We start from the raw sequence: 16,103 nt of genomic DNA, 5'->3' as shown, positions 1-16,103 counted from the left end.
GGTCGTGCGATGGGACGCGCCGCCGGTGACGGCGCGCCTGATCGTCCGGAGTCGCGTGGTCAGGATCGTCCTCCCGTCAGGGGCCGACGTCCGGTGGCGGCAGCGGGGCTATCTCCCGTTCGAAGTAAGAGAACATGTCCTCGGCGGTGTTGTACAGACCGGCGAGGTCGTTCCGGCAGGCGGCGATCACGTCCGGGTCGTCGATGCGCCGTCCGCCCGAGTGCGTGCCCGTGGCGTCGTACAGCGTCTCGTACATCACGCTGCTGCCGAGGATGACGACCTCGGGCAGGGGGCCGTCCGCCTCCAGCGCGCCGACGCCGCTCTGGTCGATCACCCTGATGTCCTGGGCGCCGGTCTCGGCCCAGATCCGCAGGACGTGCATCTCCCATTGCAGGTAGGGGGTCACCGGCAGTTCGGTGACCCGGACGCGCCGGTTGTCGATGCCGTCGGCGACGGACACGTGGTGCTTGGAGGCGGCGCGCTTCTCCTCGATCAGGGCCAGGGCGCGGTCCCAGTCGCCGTTCATCATGGAGACCCAGCTCGGCTCGTCCGGCTCCTGGAAACTCTGGATGCGCTCCAGCTTCCACAGGTCGTCGATCTGCTCGGAATGGCGCCAGAAGTCGTCGAGGTACTCCTGCGCGTCCAGGTCGGCGGCGGGCAGCTCGCGCACCTGCTCAAGCATCGGGGAAGTCCGCCTTGGCGGCGACGATCATGTTGCGGGGCAGGACGACCAGGCGCTCGTTCTCGCCTATCGACACGCCCGGCGGAAGGTGCCTGGCGTAGTTCGCGGTCAGATCGCGGCCGATGAACGCGATGTCGCCGTTGTCCATCTCCCAGATGTCCGGGCAGGTGGGGCTGGCATTGGTGTTCCCCAGTTCGAGAGCGGACTTGCCGAGCCGCTGCTTGAACCCCGCCGTTCCGTCCGCCGCCCATGGCCGGTGTGCCATCGCCGCCTCCTGGTCTCGCCTCGCCTATTTTGTCAATTATTTCATGGGGGGTCGAGTGCGGCAAGAACTCCCGGCGCTGTGATCGCTTCCACCCGCCGGGATGCTGGATACCGAAAAGTGCTCATGATATTGATGTCGTTCTGAGGGGAAATTCTGTGTTGTGTGGACGTGTGCTGGAATTGTCGAGACCTGGGTAATGAGTGGATGTGCCGGAAGGGGTGCTCTGGTGGTCCCGGTGCTGGTGGCGGGGCGTGTCGACGTAGTTGGAGTGGGTGGGAGGTGCCTCGGGTAGGCGACGTGTCCGGCGGGCGAGGAGGGCGTCCACGGTCATCACCGCGATGTCACTGCCTGGGTACGAAAATGAGATTCTCATCAGGGTGAGGCCGTGACAAGGCCCGAGAATGCTCGGGAATTGACAACGCTTCCCGTGGTGATGATCCGGATATCAGTGGCCTGTCATGAATCGGTACGCCGTCCGGAGTGCTGACGTCGTACGGCGGCGGGCCCACGATGCCGGGTGGCCTGCTGTGGCGACGCCCTGTTCAAGGTTCTCGGCGGCCCTGGCGCTGGGGCGACGGGTGTCGTGGTGTCGCCCAGATCACGTAGGGCAGCGGCTCGCTTACATGGAGGGGTCGGCTATTGATGGAGGGACACACTGAACGCGACCGTCCAGACCCGTGATGAGGAGGCCCTGATGCCCGCGTTGAAGCGGCCGTCCTTCCTGCCCTCCCTGGAGGCTCTGGAGGAGCAGGCGCAGGACCGGTCGGAGCAGCGCACGCGCGCCGGCTCCCAGTTCGATCATCCGACGGCCAAGTACCTCCTCGTCGCGCTGATCGTGGTGACCGTCCTCGCCCATGTCGTCGCGGGTGTCGTTTTTGTGATCCTCGGGCACTGAAGGCCCCGGCAGGTCGGTCGACGTGGGTGACCGGTGGAATCCGGTATGGCCCCATCGTCCTTCGGTGACCGCCTGGAGAGGATTTCTCATCGTGCCGGTGACAGAGGTGGCCGTATTGGGAAGTGCCGGTCGGTAATGCCTGATCTGCGGCAGGGTGTTCCTGGTCGGAGCAGGGGTGTTCCGGGGTGCGGTGGCCGGGGAGATGATCAGCTGGGCGGCGGCTCGGGGCAACGGCTAAAGGTGACAAAATGCTCGGGAATTGATAAGGCTTCCCGCGATGATGATCTGGGTATAAGCGGCCTGACATAATTCGGTACGTCATCCGGAGTGCTGATGCGCCTTTCCCTCCCCTGCCTGAGCGCCGTCGGCGCTCTGGCCTTCGCCGCCGGGTCCATCGTCTTCGCCGGGTCCGCTTCGGCGGCCGGGGTCCACTACGCCGCCCTCGGGGACTCGTACTCCTCCGGGACGGGGGCGGGGAGCTACGATCCCGCCAGCGGTGGCTGCAACCGCAGCGCCAACGCCTATCCGAAGCTCTGGGCCGCCGCGCACAGCACGGAGTCGTTCAAGTTCGTCGCCTGCTCGGGGGCGACCACCGCGACCATCAAGAGCGGGCAGCTCGGGGCGCTGGGGGGCTCCACCACGCTCGTCAGCCTGACGGCGGGCGGGAATGACGCGGGCTTCGGCACGGTCATGCAGACGTGCGTGCTGGACTCCGCCGCGTCCTGCCAGAGCGCCGTGGCGAACGCCAAGGGCTACATGGACAAGACGCTGCCCGGCCGGCTCGACTCGCTCTATTCGGCGATCCGGTCCAGGGCGCCGCAGGCGCGCGTGGTCGTGCTGGGGTATCCGCGGCTCTACAAGATCGTCAGCGGCTGCGTGGGGCTGAGCCAAGCCAAGCGGACCGCGCTGAACGGAGCCGCCGACGCGCTCGACACCAGCGTCTCCAAGGCGGCGGGACGGGCCGGGTTCACGTTCTCGGACGTGCGGGACGAGTTCGCCGGGCACGAGCTGTGCTCCGGGCAGGGCTGGCTGAACGCGGTGACGATCCCGATCGGCTCGTCCTACCACCCGACCGCGCTCGGGCACGCCAAGGGCTACCTGCCCGCGTTCACCGGGTCGACCAAGCGGTCGCTGGCGCTCAAGCGCGACTCCTGACGGGCGTCCAGGTCCGGCCCGCCGGTGACGGCGGGCCGGAGCGCCCCCTACCGTGGCCGTTCGGCGATCGGTGAGGGGCGCGGGTGAGTGATCTCGAGGTGCGGGTCTGGCGGCGTTACGGGAACCTCCGGCTGTACCTGGCGCGGGGTGAGGTGAAGGTCGGCTGGTACGACGTCCGAACGGGCGCGCACGAGATCGAGACCCCCGCCGACGGTGCGCTCTTCTGGGAGACCGTCCGGTCCGAGTGCGCGCGGCTGGGCGAGGAGGTCAAGGCGGCCGTTCCGGAGCCCCGGAGGGTGGACGGAGACCTGGCCGGCAACCGGGCGGGGGCCGCCGCGCAGGCGCGTTCCGTTGAGCTGCGGAGCTGGCGGACGAGGATCGCCGGGCTCTTCGGCGTCCGCACGGAGGCGCGCGACTTCGCGTTCGGGGCCAAGGGGGAGCGGGCCATCGGCAGGAGGCTCGACCGGTGGGCGGGCAAGCGGGGCTGGCATGTGCTGCACGCGGTCCCGGTCGGACGCAACGGCGCCGACATCGACCATGTGCTGATCGGCCCGTTCGGGGTCGTGACGGTCAACACCAAGGCCACCCGCGGCACGGTGTGGGTGGCCGAGAACGGCATGATGGTGAGTGGGACGAAGGTCGACTACCTGCGCAACTCCCGGTTCGAGGCCAAACGGGCCCGCTCGCTGCTGGGCCGGGCGCACGGGCGGCACGTCCCGGTCCAGCCGGTCATCGTGTTCGTCGGCGCGAAGGGGTTCACCGTGCGCGGCGGGGGACCGAAGGACGTCGCCGTCCTGAAGGACGTGAGGGCGCTGCGGCGCTGGCTGGCGCGCCGCGGGACCGTGCTCGCGCCCGACCAGGTCGCCGGGGTGTACGAGGTGGCGCGGACGCCCGCCACCTGGCGGACGTGACCGCGCCCGTCAGGCCGCGGTGCGCGCGGGAGTGCGGAAGACCTGGGCGGTGTGCCAGTCGATGTGCTCCGGCTCGACGCCCGGCAGGCCGGGCTGGGGAGCGCGGACGGGACGGCCTGACAGCGCCTGCACCAGCGAACGGGCCGCCTGGCCGCGGCCCATGAACTTGCGGGAGACGGTGACCGTGCGGTCACGGGTCAGGCCCATCACGCCGCGGTCGAGCAGCCGGTGGTGCAGGGCGCACAGGCACAGGCCGTTGACGAGGTCGTCCGGGCCGCCGTACGCGCGCCAGCGCAGATGCGCCGCGTCCAGCCTCACCGCGACGCCGTCCAGCAGGCCGTCGTAGTCGCAGAAGGCGCAACTGAACTCGTACGCCTCCAGGACCGCGAGACGGAACGCGGGGTCGCGGGCGGGCAGCACGGGGGAGGGGAGCGCGGCGCCGTCCAGATCGAGCCCGGCCTCCTGGCAGATGTCGCCGTGCAGGGACGGCTCGAAGTTGGCGTCCAGCAGCGCCCGCGCGATCTGCGTCAGCAGGCCGGGTCGTTCGGCGAGGGCCACGGCGAGGTCGGGGTGCAGCCGTCCCTGGACGCCGGGCTCGCGCAGGGCGGTCAGGCCGGATCCGGGGCTCCCGGGGCCGGCCGGCGTCTCCACCACCCAGATCAGGTCGTCATTGGCCAGGTGGTGGAACGGGTACCCCGGGCTGGTCGCGCGCGGCGGGCCGAACTCGTGGAGCAGGCGCCGCAGGGGCGTCTCGGCGGCCGAGAACGGAATCGGCCCGGCACCGTCGCGCTGGAACCGGCCGAGTGCGTGCAGGAGCAGCAGGGGCTTGTGCGGGGCCCGCTCCCCATGCCGCTCGTACTGGCGGATGCCGAGTACCCGCTCCACCCAGTCCACGGCGGCAGCCTAGCGCCCCGAGTGCGGTCGCCGTCCGGGTCGCCAGGCGAGGACGGCGGGCCGGGCTTTGGAACACGCCCGTCTAACGGCAGACGCTGCCGCCGGCCTCTCCCTCGCCGTCGGGGGAGCGCTCGGGTTCGAGGTACTCGTCCTCGGGCCAGAGGGCGTCGGCGAGCCAGGCGAGGTACTCCTCGTCCCAGGGGTCCAGCTCGGCGGTCATCGATTCGGGATGACCGCTCCCGCCGTCCTCGCCCGCGCAGGGGGGCGGCGTCGGCCGCAGCAGGCGCGGCAGCGCGAGGCCGAGCAGAGCTGCCAGTGAGGCGACGACCAGTGCTGTGATCACACCACGGCGTCCTTCCGCGATCGTGTCCTAGCGTGCGCAATCATTGTGTAAGGAGCAAAACAGTTGAACGCTACTAGACGGATCGATCGGGCGGGAGCGCGACATGCCGCACGCCAGGGAGAGTGATTCCGTGGAATTTCACCGGAGTTGGCCTGCGGGCGCGGACGCCCCCGCAGGTGCGGGCACGGACGCCGGCGTGGACGGGCGGGCGCGGGAGCTGGCGCGGATCGTGTGGGACCACCTCGTCCTCCTGACGCCCCTGGACACCGCCGACGTGATCCTCGCGCTCGGCTGCCACGACACCCGGGTCGCGGTGCACGCCGCGCGGCTGTGGCATGAGGGCCGGGCGCCGCTGCTGGTGGTGTCCGGCGGCCACGGCAAGATCACCTCGGCGTGGGCCGAGACCGAGGCGCTTGCGTTCGCCCGGGTCGCCCGCGGGCACGGCGTCCCCGAAGAGGCGCTGCTGCTGGAGGAGACGGCCGCCAACACCGGCGAGAACATCACCGCGACCCGGGCGCTGCTGGACGCGCGGGGCGTCGCGGTGGGTCGCGGGATCCTGGTGGCCAAGCCGTACATGACCCGCCGGGCCCTGGCGACCGCGCGCCGCCAGTGGCCCGGGGTCGAGTGGCTGGCGGCGGCGCCCGAGCTCGGGTACGACTCCTACCTCGGCGGGGAGGACGAGCGGCGCTTCATCGAGCTGATGGTGGGCGACCTGCAGCGGATGCGGGTGTACGCGGAGCGCGGCTTCCAGGTCCCGATGCCCGTCCCCGAGGCGGCGTGGGCGGCCCACGAGGAGCTCGCCCGGCTCGGCTTCGACCGGTACGTGATCGGACGCCCCGGTGGCGCGGCGCGTCCCGCCGGACGCTGAGGGCGGGACCGCTCAGACCGCGGTCGGGCGGTGGGGGGCGATGGCGCGGCCGTCGGGCAGCAGCTCGCCGGTGTCGTCGAAGACGACGATGCCGTTGCAGAGCAGGCTCCACCCTTGCTCGGGGTGGCTGGCCACGGTGCGGGCCGCCTCCCGGTCCCGTCCGTCGGGGGCGGGGCAGGGAGGCCGGTGGACGCAGACCGGTGCGGGCTGAGTGATCACGGGAACCTCCACTGTCCTTATTTAGGACATATACCAGCCTGCGCTCAAGTGACCGAAATATGCAAGTAAGTAGCGGATTCTTTACCCAAGCGGCCTGGGAAGATCGCCGAATTTGCCCCCGCGTGACTCAGTGCAGGAGCCCTCCGTCCGCCTCGTCGCCGTGGTCGACGTCGAGTCCGACCACCGAGGTGCAGCCGGTGCAGAGCCACTCGGCGATGACCGCCTCGGGGTTGCTGCCGTGCGTCCGGTAGGGGCGGTCGACCCGCCTGCGGCGCATGCCGTGCCCGCAGGACGAGTGCAGCAGCCGGCCGCACTGCGGGCAGGGCCACACGTCCTCGCGGCGCAGGCCGCACTGCGGGCAGAGCGGGGAGTCGGCCGGGTCCGGGATCCCGGCCAGGTCGAACTCGTGCAGCCAGTCCTGTTCGAGGTCGAGGTACTCGTCCCCGGGCCAGTGGTGGTCGGCCAGCCAGGCCAGGTACTCCTCGGCCCCGGACTCCAGTACGGCGGTCAGGGACTCGGGGTGCCCGTCCGGTTCGGGAGCGGGCCCGCCGTTCGGGCCGGGGCGGCGCCGCGCCCCGTGCCGCGCGGCGGCGAGCAGCGTCAGCAGTCCGAGGAGCGCGGCCGCGGCCAGGCCAGTCGCCGTGGGCATTCGCGGGGTCCTTTCATGATCTTGCTGGGAGGGTGTCCGATCATGAATTCGCTTCACAAAACGCTGCGAACGCTACAAGAAAGGCTCTTTACCGAAAAGTCGATCAGAAAAGAATCTTCACTTCCGCCGCGGCGCGCGCGATGACCGAAACCCCCGCCGAGATCAGTCCTTCCGGCCGAGGACCGCCACCATCTGGCTGTGCAGCGGGTGCTCCAGGGGCCCGGCCGGGCCGTCCGGGCGCCACGCGGTCACGTGCGCCACCCCCGGTTCGAGGATCGTGAGACCGTCCATGAAGCCCTCGATCTCCGACGAGTGCCGGAAGTAGGACCCGCCGAGCCCGGACTGGAGGATGTGCTTGGCCTCCTCCACCCGCGGGTCGTCGCCCGCGTCGTGCAGGTGGGTGAGCATGACATGGCTGCCGGGCGGCAGGAACGGGAGCAGCCCGCGGACCACCGATCCCGGGTCCCGCTCGTCCGGGACGTGGTGGACGATCGCGGCGAGGATGACGCCCACCGGGCGGCCGAGGTCGAGCAGCCCGTCCAGCGCCGGGTCGTTGAAGATCTTCTCCGGCTCGTGCAGGTCACCCTGGATGAAGGTGGCGACGCCGGTCTCGGTGAGCAGCGCCCTGCCGTGCGCCAGCACGATCGGGTCGTTGTCCACGTACACCACGCGCGAGCCGGGGGCGGCGGCGCGCGCGAACTGGTGCACGTTGCTGGAGGTGGGCAGGCCCGAGCCGATGTCGATGAACTGCGTGACGCCCGCCTCTCCCGCCAGGTAGGTCACTGCGCGCTCGATCGCGACGCGGTTGCCCTGCGCGACGACCGGGGCCTCGGGGACGAGCCCCATCACCATGTCGGCGACCTCGCGGTCGACGGCGAAGTTGTCCTTCCCGCCGAGGAAGTAGTCGTACACGCGGGCGAAGCTCGGGGTGGAGGTGTCGATGCCGGGCGGTGCGTTCTCCGGAACGTCGTGGTCCACGTGTGCCCGCTCCTTAGGTACCGCCGGCGGGGAGTGCCGGCTGGGTCTGGGGGACCACAAGATTAAGGCGATTCGCCTTATGCGGTAGGGGTTTTCGCGCCCAGGGTGCGGTTTTCCGCAGGGTCCGGATGGGGTGCGCGGCCGGGCCGGACGGCGGTGCGCTCCATGGTGGCGCGGGCCGCCGGTTCCTAGCGTCGGACGCATGATTTCCCTGACGAGCACGGCCGCCGCGGCGGCCCCCCTTCTCGCCGCCCCGGACGGCGGGACCGAGCCGATCGGCGGCATCGCCGGGTGGGCCACCGGCCTGATGGAGAGCATGGGCGCGCCCGGCGCGGGCCTGGCGATCGCCCTGGAGAACCTGTTCCCGCCGCTGCCGAGCGAGATCATCCTCCCGCTGGCCGGCTTCACCGCCGCGCAGGGCCGGATGAGCCTGGTCGCCGCCCTGGTGTGGACGACCGTGGGCGCGGTGGCGGGCGCGCTGGCGCTGTACGGGATCGGCGCGCTGATCGGCCGCGACCGGATCCGCGCGCTGGTGGCGCGGCTGCCGCTGGTCAAGCTCGCCGATCTCGACCGGACCGAGGCGTGGTTCGAGCGGCACGGCGCCAAGGCGGTGTTCTTCGGCCGGATGATCCCGATCTTCCGGAGCCTGATCTCGGTCCCCGCCGGGGTGGAGCGGATGCCGATGGCGCGGTTCCTGGTGTTCAGCACGCTCGGCAGCCTGCTGTGGAACACGCTGTTCGTGCTGGCCGGGTACGGGCTCGGGGACAACTGGCGCGCGGTCGAGGAGGTCGTGGGGGTCTACTCCAAGGCGGTTCTCGCGGTGGCGGTGCTGGTGGCGGCGGCGTTCGCCGCGGTGCGTATCGTGAAGGCCCGACAGGCCGCGCGGGCAGGAACGCACCGCGCGAAGGCAGGGACGCGAGACTTCGAACGTGACCGACTCGGCTGACCGTCTCGGCGTGCTCCGGGCGGGTGCGCGGACGGCGACCCGGGGGACGACCCGGGGGACGGCGCGGGCGGCGGCCGGTGTGCTCCTCGGCGCGCTCACCGCCGCCGCCGCACTGGTGCTGCTGCCGTTCGCGGCGCTGCTCGTGGCGTGCGCGACGGCGTCCTCCCGGGGGCGGCGCGCGATCCCGCGGCCGGTCGCCGACGGGGCGCGGGCGCTGACCGGGCTGGAACACCGCCGGCTCGCCCGGTTCCACGGCGAGCGCGGCGACGTCGAGTACGGACCGCCCCGGGCGCTGGCCTACCTGCTGCTGCGGATGCCGCTGGGGCTGCTCGGCGGCGCGATCCTGCTCCTCATCGGGTACGGGGCGGCCCTCGGCGCCAGGCTGGCGGCCGGGTGGTGGATCACCGGCCGCTACCTGGACGGCATCCCGCCCGCGTGGTGGATCGTGGTCTACACGGTGGTGGCCGGGGCGGTCCTGCTGTTCCTCGCCGTCGCGGGGCTGGCGGGCGTGGTGATGCTGGAGCGGCGGGCGGCTCGGCGCTGCCTCGGGCCGAGTCCGCTGGCCGAGTACGAGCGGCGCATCGCGCAGCTCTCGGTCAGCCGCGCCGAGGTCGTCGACGCGGTGGACGACGAGCGCCGCCGCATCGAGCGCGACCTGCACGACGGCGTCCAGCAGCGCCTGGTCGCGCTCGGCATGCTGATCGGCCGCGCCCGCCGCGCCGGCGACGGCGACCGGGCCGGCGAGCTGCTGCGGCAGGCCCACGAGGAGTCGCGGCGCGCGCTGGAGGACCTGCGGGAGGTCACCTGGCGGGTGTACCCGTCGGCGCTCGACGGCGAGGGGCTGCGGGCGGCGCTGGAGACGGTCGCCGAACGGTCCCCGCTGCCGGTGACGATCGACTACGGCCTGACCGGGCGGCCCCCGCACGCGGTGGAGATCGCCGCGTACTTCGTGGTATGCGAGGCCGTCACCAACGCCGTCAAGCACTCCGGCGCGACCCGCGTCCGGGTCGAGGTCGCCGCCCCCACCACCCCCACCACCCCCACCGTCCCCGCCGGCCATGCCGGGCCCGGGCCGGAACGCGAGAGGATGATCACCGTGCGGATCGAGGACGACGGGACCGGGGACGCCGACCCGGGCGGCGGCGGGCTGGCCGGGCTGGCGCGGCGGGCCGCCGCGCTCGACGGGACGTTCGCCGTGCGCAGCCCGTCCGGCGGGCCCACTGTGATCACCGCGAGGCTGCCGTGCGGGTGATGCTGGCCGAGGACTCCACCCTCCTGCGCGAGGGGCTGGTGCGGCTGCTGGTCGAGGAGGGCCACCGGGTTCCCGCGGCGGTCGGCGACGGCGGCGCGCTCCTGGCCGCGGTGGCCGCGGACCCGCCGGACGTGGTGGTCGTGGACGTGCGGATGCCGCCGACGCACACCGACGAGGGGCTGCGCGCGGCGCTGGAGATCCGGCGCCGGTGGCCGGGCGTCGGGGTGCTGGTGCTGTCGCAGCACGTGGAGAAGCGGTACGCCACCGAGCTGATCACCGCCGACACCGGCGGCCGGCACGGCGTCGGCTACCTGCTCAAGGACCGGGTCGCGCAGGTGGACGAGTTCCTGGAGGCGCTCGACCGGGTCGGCGCGGGCGGCGCCGCGTTCGACCCCGAGGTGGTGCGGCGGCTGCTGGTGCACGGCTCGCGCGCCGACCCGCTGAGCCGGCTCACGCCGCGCGAGCGGGACGTCCTCGGCCATATGGCGGAGGGACGCACCAACGCCTCGACCGCCGCGCAGCTGCACATCTCGCAGAGCGCGGTCGAGAAGCACGTCAACGCCATCTTCGACAAGCTGGAGCTGTCGCACGCCGGCGGATACAGCCGCCGCGTCCTGGCCGTCCTGCGCTACCTGGGCTCCTGAACCCGGCCGGGCGGACCCCCGCGCCTCCGCCCGGGGGCCATGGCATGGTTGGACGCGTCATGGCGGACGGACGAAGGGGAGCGGCGCATGGTCGGCAGTCTTGAGTGGGAACCGGCCGAGGACCGCGCGGAGCTTCTCGCCCCGGCGGTGGCGTCCGCGCTCGGCTCGGTCTCGGGCGCGCGGGTCGCCGAGATCGACCCGGAGGTCGCCGACACGGCGGAGTTCTGCGCGCGCTACGCGGTGCCGCTGGAGATCAGCGCCAACTGCGTGATCGTCGCGGCGAAGCGGGGCGGCGAGGTCTTCTACGCGGCGTGCATGATCCTCGCCATCGGCCGGGCCGACGTGAACGGCGCCGTCCGCCGCCGCCTCGGCGCGCGCAAGGCGTCGTTCGCGCCGATGGCGGACGCGACGGCGCTGACCGGCATGGAGTACGGCGGCATCACGCCCGTCGGCCTGCCGGAGGGGTGGCCCATCCTGGTGGACGAGGCGGTGGCGGAGACCGACCAGGTCGTCATCGGCAGCGGGCTGCGCCGGTCGAAGCTGCTGCTGCCGGGCAAGGCCCTGGCCGGGCTGCCGGGCGCGGAGGCGATGGCCCTCGCCCAGCGGTGACGGTGCTCAGGCGTCAACTGCTCATGTAGAGGACGCCGCCGGCCGCGCGGGCCCGGTCGTGGAGCACCCGGTGGACGCGAGCATCTCCTCGACCGGACGGCATCCCGGCGAGGCGGCGCGCAGCAGGCCGAACAGCACGGGGCCGGCGGGGGCCCGCAGCAGCGGCACGGGCACGGGACCCGGCGCCAGTGCCTGGATGCGGACGAGGCCGCTGAGGCCGATGTCGTCCGGGCCCATCTCCGCGAGCGTCGCGTCGATCACGTCGACGGCGCGCGCCGCGGGCAGCAGGACCGTCGCCCACGGGTGCGGCCGAGCCCACTCGCCGAGCGCGATCAGCTCCTGGACGTCCGGGCGCATCCGGTCGGCGAAGTCGAGGAAGGACAGCTCCTCGACCTCCATGCCGGTCCCGGTCTCGTCGGGCGGCAGGCCCGGAGGCGGCCGGTCGCCGTCGTGGACGACGGCCCTCAGCTCGCAGCGCCCGCCCGGCTCGGCCAGGCCCGAGACGTGGTCCGCGCGGACGGTGCGCTGCGCCCGCAGCAGCCCGGCCGCGCCGGCGAGGGGCACCGTGAACGACAGCACGCGTTCGGGGGCCGGGACGAGCCGGAGCGCGGCGCGCGTGATGACGCCGTTGCGGCCCATCGCGGCGCGCACGGCGTCGAAGACGTCCCGCCGGTCGCCCGGCGAGCAGGTCACCGCCTCGCCCGTGCGGGTGACGACGTCGAGTTCGAGCACGTTGGCGGCCTGCGTGCCGTGGACGTGCGAGGTGCCGCCGATGCCGCCCGCCGAGAGCGTCCCGCCGACCGTGAGGTCGAGATAGTCGGTGAGCACCGGCGGGGTCCGGCCGTGCGGGAGCGTCGCGTCCAGCACCTCGCGCCAGGTCGCGCCCGCGTCGACGACGACCCGGTCGGCCTGCACCGCGTGGACGGTCGCGAGCCCGCGCAGGTCGAGCGAGACGCCGCCGGTCTGGGACTGCCCGCCGGTGGAGTGCCCGCAGCCGCGCGCGACCAGCGGTGTGCCGCTCGCGGCGGCCTCCCGGACCGCCTCGGCGACCTCTCTCGCGCACGAGGGTCTGATCACGGTGCCGGGAGTGCGGCGGACGATCCCTCCGAAGTCGTGGAGCATCGGACCCCCTAGCCGTCGCGGAGCCGGTCGGCGACCCGGTTGAGGGCGCCGCCCAGCAGGTCGAGTTCCTCGGGGGTCAGCACGTCGATGAGGCTCTCGCGGACGACGCGCCGGTGGCCGGGCCGCACCCTGGCCAGCACGTCCGCGCCCTTGTCGGTCAGCTCGGCCCATACCGAGCGGCGGTCGGAGTCGCAGCCCGTCCGCCGTACCAGCCCCTCGCGTTCGAGCCGGGTCACCTGGTAGGTCAGCCGGCTCTTGGACACCATCACCTCGCGGGCCAGATCGGACATCCGCAGCCGCCGCCCCTCGGCCTGCGCCAGCCTGACCAGCACCTCGAACTCGGGGTGGGACAGCCCGCCGTCGGCCTTGAGCTGCCGCTCGATCTCGTGGTCGAGCAGGTGCGCCGCGGCGAGGAAGCCGATCCACGCGCGCAGCTCCCGGGGGCCGAGGACCGAGGCGTCGTCCATGGCCCCATCCTAGCGTTGGTTCGAATTTGAACTACTTCCTGCTAGCGTTAGTTCAGTTTTGAACCACTACTCCAGGAGGAGAGGCATGCATCCCGCTCGCCGCTACCCCTACCTGCCCGACGCCGCCCTGCTCATCGGCCGGCTGGCCCTCGGCGCGGTCTTCATCGCGCACGGATGGCAGAAGCTGTCCGACGTCGGCCACTCCGGAGTGACCAAGATGTTCGACGGGATGGGAGTCCCGATGCCCGGCCTGTCCGCCACCTACGCCACCTGGGCGGAGCTCGTCGGCGGCGCGGCGCTCATCGCCGGCGTGCTGGTCCCGGTCGCGGGGATCCTGCTCGCCGCCGACATGGCCGGCGCGTTCTGGTTCGTCCACATGGACAAGGGCCTGTTCTCCGACAAGGGCGGGTACGAGCTGGTGCTCGTCCTCGGCGCCGGAGCGCTGATGCTCGCCCTCGCGGGCGCGGGCCGCCTCTCCGTGGACAACCTCCTGTGGGGACGCCGCGCGCCGTCCCCGGAACGCGAGCCCGCCGCGGTCTGACATCCCTACGACCCCTGCGACGTCATCGTCCGCGTCACGGCACGCCGCCGCCGCGCCCTTCGCGTCGGCGCTCGCCTTGACCGGTGTGGCGCCGTGACCAGGGACCCCTGACCGCGGCGCTCCAACACCGGTACCTCGGCACCCGCCGTTAACGTCACAGTGACAAGATGTTCTCGATGACCGTTTCTGGGCAAGTGATCGTCAATGATTTCCTGGAAGGGCGGGTCTCTGGTGTCGCGCGGGAGTGAGTTCGTGGTGGTGGCCAACCGGCTGCCGGTCGACCGGATCACAGGCGAGGACGGGGCCCCGGCGTGGCGGCGCAGTCCCGGGGGACTGGTGAGCGCGATCGCCCCGGTGATGCGCCGCCGGAAGGGCACCTGGATCGGCTGGGCCGGATCGCCCGACGAGGAGCTGGAGCCGTTCGAGGAGGACGGCATGGCCCTCGTCCCGGTGCCGCAGTCCGCCGAGGAGGTCGAGCTCTACTACGAGGGCTTCTCCAACGCGACCCTCTGGCCGCTGTACCACGACGTGATCGCGCCGCCGGTGTACGACCGGTCGATGTGGGACGCCTACGTGCGGGTGAACGAGCGCTTCGCGGAGGCCGCGGCCAAGGTCGCCGCAGACGGCGCCATCGTCTGGGTGCAGGACTACCAGCTCCAGCTCGTCCCGTCCCTGCTCCGCAGGCTCCGCCCCGATCTGCGCATCGGATTCTTCCTGCACATCCCGTTCCCGCCGCTGGAGCTGTTCTGGCAACTGCCCTGGCGGCGGCAGATCCTGGAGGGGCTGCTCGGCGCCGACCTGGTCGGCTTCCAGCTTCCCGGGGCGGCGTCCAACTTCGTCCGGCTGTGCCGCCGCCTCCTCGACGTCCGCCACGTCCGGCAGGACGTCTTCTGGGAGGACCGGGTCGTCCGGGCGCGGGCGTTCCCCATCTCGGTGGACGTGGGCGAGCTGAACGACCTGGTCGATCGTCCCGACGTGCGCGAGCGGGCCGAGGAGATCCGCACCGACGTCGGCGACGCGACCATCCTGCTCGGCGTCGACCGGCTCGACTACACCAAGGGGATCGCGCAGCGGCTCCAGGCGTTCGGCGAGCTGTTCGGCGACGGTCACCTCAAGCCGGGGCAGGCCGTCCTGGTGCAGATCGCCACGCCGAGCCGGGAGCGGGTCGAGCAGTACCAGATCCTCCGCGAGGACATCGAGCAGCAGGTCGGCCGGATCAACGGCGAGTACGGCGAGATCGGCTTCCCCGTCGTGCACTACATGCACAGCTCCTACGACCGCGCCGAGTTGGCCGCGCTCTACCTGGCGGCCGACGTGATGGTGGTGACCCCGCTGCGCGACGGCATGAACCTGGTCGCCAAGGAGTACGTGGCCTGCCGCGGCGACCTGCGCGGCGCGCTGGTGCTGAGCGAGTTCGCCGGCGCCGCCGCCGAGCTCAAGCGGGGCGCCTTCCAGGTCAACCCCTACGACATCGACGGGCTCAAGGACACGCTGCTCGCCGCCGTCCATGCCGGGCCCTCCGAGCAGGCGCGGCGGATGCGGACGATGCGGCGCCGGGTGATCGAGCACGACGTCGACCGCTGGGCACACGAATTCCTCAGCGAGCTGGAGAGCCCCGCGCTGCCCTCACTCCCGCACTGACCCCTCCCGGACCGTCCCCACGCCGGCACCGGCCCGGCCCATACCGGCCCCGCGCACGCACCGACCCCGCGCAGACACTGACGAACGGGCCCGGCGGTCTCACGTGACCGCCGGGCCGCCGGGGCACCGGCCCGCCGGTGCGGTCAGTGCCGCGGCGCGTCCGTGCCGTGTTCCTCGCCCTGGTCGGTGGGCCCGGAGGCGTCGTCCGCCGGGGGGACGCTGAGGTTGAACGACGCCCAGACGGCCTTACCGCCGGTGCCGAGCCGCGCCCAGCCCCAGGCGCCGCTGACCCCGCCGACCACCAGCAGCCCGCGCCCGCCCTCGCCGGAGCGCTCGGGCTCCTGCGCGATGGGCTCCGGCGTGTGCGCCCCGGGGTCGGTCACCATGGCGACGATCCGCCGCGGGTGCCCGAGCAGGACGAGCTGGATCGGATGCGCGGGCAGGGGCTGGGGGAGGTCGTCCATGCCGTGCCGCAGCGCGTTGGTGACCAGCTCCGACACGGCGATGATCACATCGCCGCCGGCCTCCTCGTCCACCCCCCACGCGCGCAGCGTGGCCCGCGCGAAGTCGCGCGCCGTGCGCGGCGCGGTGATCTCGGCGGGCAGCACCCGCCGGGCGGTCCGCGGGACGCCCGCGTGCGTGCCGGGCCAGAGCCCGGCGAGGCCGGGCGAGGGCACCGGCGCGGCGGTTGCCGCGGCGGCGGGCGCGCTCGGGAGGACGGCTGTGCGCGGCGCGTCCGGCCACGGCGCGTGGTCGGCCACCGCAGGGCGGTGCCGCCGTCCGTGCGTGGCGGCGGGCGCCGCGATGTCGTCTGCCTGGTCAACGATCATTGTCAAACCCCAGAGGCGTGCGGGTCGGTCACCGGCGAGCGTTCGCTATCTTGCTCCCCAAGTCGTGCAGATGCAAGACCGTCTGCATGAACGGATGCAAGAACGAATGCACGTGCATCTCGTACCATTGTGTGGGGTGGGGCGAGATCGCGGTCTCCCTGAGGGGAGCCGGAGACGCCTTTGAGGGGGCAA

The 16,103-nt window shown here is 72.5% G+C and carries 20 protein-coding genes; 10 read left to right on the top strand and 10 right to left on the bottom strand.

Annotation, left to right across the window (positions count from 1 at the left end; genetic code table 11):
- Positions 1-76 precede the first annotated feature (76 nt).
- Complete coding sequence (locus tag QP090_RS20400) at positions 77-682, bottom strand: DUF6879 family protein (RefSeq protein WP_285940702.1); 606 nt, start codon at positions 680-682, stop codon at positions 77-79.
- The gene (locus tag QP090_RS20395) at positions 675-947 is read right to left on the bottom strand and encodes a hypothetical protein (RefSeq protein ID WP_285940701.1); all 273 of its coding nucleotides are present in this window, start codon (positions 945-947) and stop codon (positions 675-677) included. Before QP090_RS20395 ends, QP090_RS20400 begins: the two co-directional genes overlap by 8 nt.
- Before the next feature lie 694 nt (positions 948-1,641).
- Here QP090_RS20395 and QP090_RS20390 point away from each other — a divergent pair.
- From QP090_RS20390 to QP090_RS20380, 3 genes are all read left to right on the top strand, one after another.
- Positions 1,642-1,842, top strand: a complete 201-nt coding sequence (locus QP090_RS20390) for a hypothetical protein (RefSeq protein ID WP_285940700.1) — start codon at positions 1,642-1,644, stop codon at positions 1,840-1,842.
- 333 nt (positions 1,843-2,175) lie between these two features.
- Positions 2,176-2,997, top strand: a complete 822-nt coding sequence (locus tag QP090_RS20385) for an SGNH/GDSL hydrolase family protein (protein WP_285940699.1) — start codon at positions 2,176-2,178, stop codon at positions 2,995-2,997.
- Positions 2,998-3,080: 83 nt separating this feature from the next.
- Positions 3,081-3,908: a nuclease-related domain-containing protein gene (locus QP090_RS20380; protein WP_285940698.1), complete on the top strand. Its 828-nt coding sequence runs from the start codon at positions 3,081-3,083 to the stop codon at positions 3,906-3,908.
- 9 nt (positions 3,909-3,917) lie between these two features.
- Here the strand turns inward: QP090_RS20380 and QP090_RS20375 are convergent, their stop codons facing one another.
- Positions 3,918-4,802 carry a phosphorothioated DNA-binding restriction endonuclease gene (locus QP090_RS20375; protein WP_285940697.1) on the bottom strand — a complete coding sequence of 295 codons (885 nt, stop codon included), beginning with the start codon at positions 4,800-4,802 and terminating at the stop codon, positions 3,918-3,920.
- A gap of 82 nt (positions 4,803-4,884) precedes the next feature.
- The gene (locus tag QP090_RS20370; protein ID WP_285940696.1) at positions 4,885-5,145 is read right to left on the bottom strand and encodes a hypothetical protein; all 261 of its coding nucleotides are present in this window, start codon (positions 5,143-5,145) and stop codon (positions 4,885-4,887) included.
- A 196-nt stretch (positions 5,146-5,341) separates the two neighbouring features.
- On the opposite strand from QP090_RS20370, the gene QP090_RS20365 reads away from it, so the two are divergent.
- Complete coding sequence (locus QP090_RS20365; protein ID WP_285940695.1) at positions 5,342-6,013, top strand: YdcF family protein; 672 nt, start codon at positions 5,342-5,344, stop codon at positions 6,011-6,013.
- A gap of 12 nt (positions 6,014-6,025) precedes the next feature.
- On the opposite strand, the gene QP090_RS20360 is transcribed toward QP090_RS20365, so the two are convergent.
- From QP090_RS20360 to QP090_RS20350, 3 genes are all read right to left on the bottom strand, one after another.
- Positions 6,026-6,232 (bottom strand): DUF5999 family protein, encoded by a 207-nt coding sequence (locus tag QP090_RS20360; protein ID WP_432763059.1) that lies wholly within the window; start codon positions 6,230-6,232, stop codon positions 6,026-6,028.
- A gap of 127 nt (positions 6,233-6,359) precedes the next feature.
- A complete protein-coding gene (locus QP090_RS20355) occupies positions 6,360-6,881 on the bottom strand; it encodes a hypothetical protein (protein ID WP_285940694.1) in 522 nt (173 codons plus the stop codon).
- Between the two features lie 162 nt (positions 6,882-7,043).
- Positions 7,044-7,859 carry an SAM-dependent methyltransferase gene (locus QP090_RS20350; protein ID WP_285940693.1) on the bottom strand — a complete coding sequence of 272 codons (816 nt, stop codon included), beginning with the start codon at positions 7,857-7,859 and terminating at the stop codon, positions 7,044-7,046.
- Positions 7,860-8,166: 307 nt separating this feature from the next.
- Here QP090_RS20350 and QP090_RS20345 point away from each other — a divergent pair, with 307 nt between their 5' ends.
- From QP090_RS20345 to QP090_RS20330, 4 genes are all read left to right on the top strand, one after another.
- Positions 8,167-8,805, top strand: coding sequence for a DedA family protein (locus tag QP090_RS20345; protein WP_285941386.1), 639 nt, complete (start codon positions 8,167-8,169; stop codon positions 8,803-8,805).
- Complete coding sequence (locus QP090_RS20340) at positions 8,789-10,057, top strand: sensor histidine kinase (RefSeq protein WP_285940692.1); 1,269 nt, start codon at positions 8,789-8,791, stop codon at positions 10,055-10,057. The genes QP090_RS20345 and QP090_RS20340 overlap by 17 nt, the downstream gene beginning before the upstream one ends.
- Complete coding sequence (locus QP090_RS20335; RefSeq protein ID WP_285940691.1) at positions 10,048-10,701, top strand: response regulator transcription factor; 654 nt, start codon at positions 10,048-10,050, stop codon at positions 10,699-10,701. Before QP090_RS20340 ends, QP090_RS20335 begins: the two co-directional genes overlap by 10 nt.
- Before the next feature lie 87 nt (positions 10,702-10,788).
- Positions 10,789-11,310 carry a YbaK/EbsC family protein gene (locus QP090_RS20330; RefSeq protein WP_285940690.1) on the top strand — a complete coding sequence of 174 codons (522 nt, stop codon included), beginning with the start codon at positions 10,789-10,791 and terminating at the stop codon, positions 11,308-11,310.
- Between the two features lie 21 nt (positions 11,311-11,331).
- Here QP090_RS20330 and QP090_RS20325 read toward each other — a convergent pair whose 3' ends face one another.
- Both QP090_RS20325 and QP090_RS20320 read right to left on the bottom strand, forming a co-directional pair.
- Positions 11,332-12,432, bottom strand: coding sequence for an FAD-binding protein (locus QP090_RS20325; protein WP_285940689.1), 1,101 nt, complete (start codon positions 12,430-12,432; stop codon positions 11,332-11,334).
- 8 nt (positions 12,433-12,440) lie between these two features.
- Positions 12,441-12,899: a MarR family winged helix-turn-helix transcriptional regulator gene (locus QP090_RS20320; protein ID WP_285940688.1), complete on the bottom strand. Its 459-nt coding sequence runs from the start codon at positions 12,897-12,899 to the stop codon at positions 12,441-12,443.
- A gap of 85 nt (positions 12,900-12,984) precedes the next feature.
- Here QP090_RS20320 and QP090_RS20315 point away from each other — a divergent pair, with 85 nt between their 5' ends.
- Both QP090_RS20315 and QP090_RS20310 read left to right on the top strand, forming a co-directional pair.
- Positions 12,985-13,440: a DoxX family protein gene (locus tag QP090_RS20315; RefSeq protein WP_285940687.1), complete on the top strand. Its 456-nt coding sequence runs from the start codon at positions 12,985-12,987 to the stop codon at positions 13,438-13,440.
- Between the two features lie 231 nt (positions 13,441-13,671).
- Positions 13,672-15,081, top strand: coding sequence for an alpha,alpha-trehalose-phosphate synthase (UDP-forming) (locus QP090_RS20310; protein ID WP_285940686.1), 1,410 nt, complete (start codon positions 13,672-13,674; stop codon positions 15,079-15,081).
- A 143-nt stretch (positions 15,082-15,224) separates the two neighbouring features.
- Here QP090_RS20310 and QP090_RS20305 read toward each other — a convergent pair whose 3' ends face one another.
- Positions 15,225-15,911 carry an ATP-binding protein gene (locus tag QP090_RS20305; protein WP_285940685.1) on the bottom strand — a complete coding sequence of 229 codons (687 nt, stop codon included), beginning with the start codon at positions 15,909-15,911 and terminating at the stop codon, positions 15,225-15,227.
- Positions 15,912-16,103 lie beyond the last annotated feature (192 nt).

Source organism: Actinomadura xylanilytica (assembly GCF_030283145.1).
In the GTDB taxonomy this organism is placed as follows: Bacteria; Actinomycetota; Actinomycetes; order Streptosporangiales; family Streptosporangiaceae; genus Spirillospora; species Spirillospora xylanilytica.
Note: the sequence above shows the minus strand (reverse complement) of the source record. Positions and strands in the feature narration are given on the sequence as shown.